General features: G+C 37.0%; 3 protein-coding genes and 1 pseudogene. All 4 read right to left on the reverse strand.

Annotation, left to right across the window (positions count from 1 at the left end):
* Positions 1-181, reverse strand: a pseudogene (locus RLO81_RS00265) (peptidase dimerization domain protein); the annotation flags it as partial.
* A gap of 70 nt (positions 182-251) precedes the next feature.
* Positions 252-2,156: a PAS domain-containing protein gene (locus RLO81_RS00270; protein WP_350105577.1), complete on the reverse strand. Its 1,905-nt coding sequence runs from the start codon at positions 2,154-2,156 to the stop codon at positions 252-254.
* A gap of 35 nt (positions 2,157-2,191) precedes the next feature.
* The gene (locus RLO81_RS00275) at positions 2,192-3,289 is read right to left on the reverse strand and encodes an acyloxyacyl hydrolase (protein ID WP_350105580.1); all 1,098 of its coding nucleotides are present in this window, start codon (positions 3,287-3,289) and stop codon (positions 2,192-2,194) included.
* A partial coding sequence (locus RLO81_RS00280) for an aminotransferase class V-fold PLP-dependent enzyme (RefSeq protein WP_350105583.1) occupies positions 3,286-3,896 on the reverse strand: 611 nt, incomplete at its 5' end. The genes RLO81_RS00280 and RLO81_RS00275, both read right to left, overlap by 4 nt.

Consider the following 3,896-nt stretch of genomic DNA (forward strand, 5'->3'; position numbering starts at 1 on the left):
TTTTACAGATTTCTGCTTTATCTACACCTGCTTTCTCAAGGCTCTCTTTTACAAATTCTGCTGTTTTTAACACATCATTTTTGTAAGCAGGGTCTGCACTTACTGATGGGATTCTGAGTAAATCGAAAAGTTCGTCTAAAAATTTCTGTTTGTTATCCTTTATGTATTCTACTGCACTCATAGTTTATGTTTAGTTATTTGCGAGGCCACAAAGGTACTCTGATCTTATGAAAAGGCCAACTCGGCTTATTCTATTGGATAGGAAGGCTAATGTTAAAGGTAGTGCCCTTGCCCGGTGTGCTTGCTATAGTAATTTTACCTTCCAGCTTATCGATGGATTGCTTTACAATGTACATGCCTAAACCTGAACCTTGCGATTTTTCAGTACCCCGGTAAAACATGTCGAAGATTTTTGGTAGATGTTCTTTATCAATACCTATTCCGTTATCTTCTATGTTAATTTTTAACCTCTTTTTTTGATGATTTACAGATACTTTAAGGAAATTCTTGGTTTTATCAAGATCCATGTATTTGTAAGCGTTTGATATAATATTACTTAGGATGATTTTCAACTTTAACTTGTCGGACTTCACCTGTTCATCGCCCTTAATAACTACCTCCACAGATACTTTATCAAAATTTTCAAGGTACTCAAGATCATGTATGCTTGAATTTATCAATTCTCTGATGTTAAGCTCCTCGTTCTTCACCTCCACACGACTGGCTTTTGCATAATTCAACATCGATTTAACAAAATCATCTAACCGATGAATACTTGAACCGATTTTCTCGATGTATTCTGTCTTGTTCACAGAAGAATCGTCTAGTTTAGCAACATGTACCAAGCCCAAAATAGAACTTAATGGTGAGCGCAAGTCATGTGAGGTTTTATATACCAGTTGGTCTAACTCAAAGTTTCTATCCGATAATTCTTCGAGTGCCTTATTTAGTTCATGCTCCCTTTTCTTAAGCTCTTTGTTCTTGGTTTTGAGTGTTTCGTTCAGCTCTCTTAATTTATCCTCCGTTTTCTTCAGCTCAGTAATGTCTCTAATCGCCCCGTCAAAATAATACTCGCCTGAATTACTTTTATTGAGGTAGCTACTCATTAACCCCCAAAAAACCTCCCCCGACTTTCTTTTAAACTGGATTTCCTTATTTCGTATAGCGCCTTTCTCCTTAAGTTCTTTTACGATTTCTTTTCTGGAATCCAGATGAAAATAAAGTTGCTCCACATCTGTTTCTAAAATGGCCTTGGCTGAATCATACCCAAATATTTCTGCGAAGGCATCATTTACATAGACCATGCCTTTGTTTAGCGTACTCCTGTACAGACCTTCTTTAATATTTCTATTGATTGATGTTAAAAATTCTTCACTGCGCTTTAGTTTTTCTTCTGCAATTTTTTGACTCGTAATATCTCGAATGGCGCCATCAAAGTATGCTATGCCATCGGCAGTGGTTATAAGTGTGCTGCTTATTAGACCCCAAAAAGTGGTGCCATCTTTACGCTTAAACTCTGCTTCAATATTATTAATGGCTTTTTTATGTAAGAGTTCATTTTTAATAAACTGTCGAATTTCAGGATCAACATAAAGGGTTGAGGAGGTTACCTTATTTAAATCTTTTAGCGACTTAAATCTAAACATTTCCAAAAATGCCTGATTCACATATTCAAAAGAACGATCGGGCACATTACGATAAATTGCCTCTTTGATGTTTTGATTTATACTCTCAAGCAAGGTTTTGCTTTCCAGCAGCTCATCCTCAGCAAGTTTTTGTGAAGTGATATCACGAAAGTTAGAAATTACTCCTGCAACATCGGGGTCATGCAAAAAGTTAGAGAGAGTTGTTTCAGCCCAGATATAGTGCTTATTTTTATGGAGAAGTCTTTGCCTAAAGGTGATACTACTTTGAGGCACATTCAGTACACTGGCAAAATTTCTTGCAGATAGTTCCATTTCATCAGGATGTACAAAATCGAGCCCTGATTTACCCAGAATCTCTGCCACTTCAAATCCACTAACGTTTTTTGATGATGGTGATGCATAGATTATTCTTCCCTGATTGTCATAAAGAACAATACCTTCGTGGGCCTTAGTCAGTAGGGCACTAATTTTCTTATCTGTACTGGCACTATTTCCTTCTTCAGGATTCATCACAATACAAATTACAAAATAATACCTTTAAAAGTTTATAATGTAACCCCTAAACCGAACTCAACCATATCGGCAGTGCGGCCGTGGGACTTTAAACTTACTTGGCTAAAGAGATGCTTATTGAAGTTATATTTGATGCCATACCTCTGATACCAGCCAGAATAAAATTCTTGTGGCTTGTAAACATAAATACCTCCCTGAACTACCACCGACACTTTACTAATCCAAAGCTCTGTTCCCACAGTAACAGCCACCTGACCAGTGCCGTTATTCAATTCCTGTTCTGAAGTAATCGCTTCTTTTTCTCTGTAAACCACATTTGCTCTGTCTACAGAGAGTTGATCATAATTAAAAGCATCTACTCCCACGAGTATGGTATTATATTTTGATACTTGTTTGCTTCCGTAAACGCTTAAACTATAGGCTTTATGTTTTATGTCTTCCTGCCACACTTCCCTCCATGACATTGATCCACGCACTGAATAATGTACTTTTCTATCAAGTTCCTTAATCTCCCATTCTATATCTTTTTGCTTAAAAGGTTTAGGTACATACCTCAAACCAACGCCTACAATAGGGTAGTTCATACCATTGTTCGGCATGTTCAATTTGCCATTAGAATAGTGCCTGAAGGCGATATTAACATTAAAAAAATAGTTCTCACTTAATTGAAATTCTTTGTGAATTGTGCCTCGCAATACATAGCTAATTTTGCTGCTGATAGCCTTATTTTCTTCATTGGTGAGTGAATCAAATCTACCTGTTGAATAGACAATACCAGTTCCGATATTTAATCGCCACTTATGCTTTTTCTTGCCGGCTGTCATGTCTAGGTAAGTGGTCAGTGAGCCTACTTCTCCCAATTCACCAGGCACATTGTAATTAAAATAAGAAGCTGCAATTCCCCATTGAGGATAGTTGTAAAGTTTGTGCCAATATTTACTGCCATCAGTAAGCATGGCTGCATACAACTCTACACCATGTAAATTGGTGTACTCGAGCTGCTTCATGTTCTTTTTGTATTTAAGAACCGCTCCATAATAAGGATTCACACCATAAGACCATTGAGACTGGCCATGTGTATCGAAAAAGAAAGTAAAAAGTAAAAAAATAAGAGTTAGTAACCGCTTCATTCAGAATGCAAGTAATTCTTTAAACAGCTGACAAAGCTATCAATTTCTGAATTTGTATTATAGTAATGTATGGAAGCCCTGATGACAGAGTCTAAATTTCTGTTGGACATATCAATGAGGGTTCCATTTTTGACAGCAATTACTGTATTAAATTTATTTTGAGATAAGTACTCTTTTATACCTTGATGAGATTTACCATTAACTTGAAAGGTGACAATTCCGCTTTTTAAAGAGCCGGTATCAGTAACTTCAATGCCTTCTACTTCACTCAAACTTGTCCTCAAGTAGCCGGCCAAGTTCATTACTCTTTCCCAGATATTGTAAATCCCCAATTCATTAATCTGCCTTGCGGCTGCTGTCAGCCCTAGTTTACCCGATATACTATGTTCCCAGGTCTCAAATTTCTTAGCATCCGAACGTGCCTTAAATGATGTTTTGTCAATCCATTCGGCCGAATGTAAATCCAGATTTAAAGGGTTGAATTGTTCGATTACCCTTTTACTTACATACAAAAATCCAGTACCTCTTGGGCCACGCATATATTTTCTGCCTGTAGCTGATAGAAAATCGCATCTCAGTTTAACTACATCCAGCGGATATTGTCCGG

It is taken from the genome of Fulvivirga sp. (assembly GCF_040220315.1).
In the GTDB taxonomy this organism is placed as follows: Bacteria; Bacteroidota; Bacteroidia; order Cytophagales; family Cyclobacteriaceae; genus Fulvivirga.

Excerpts from the sequence above, each read along its gene's own strand:
- RLO81_RS00270 (WP_350105577.1), bottom strand. The coding sequence starts at position 2,156 with ATGAATCCTGAAGAAGGAAATAGTGCCAGTACAGATAAGAAAATTAGT.
- RLO81_RS00275 (WP_350105580.1), bottom strand. The coding sequence starts at position 3,289 with ATGAAGCGGTTACTAACTCTTATTTTTTTACTTTTTACTTTCTTTTTC.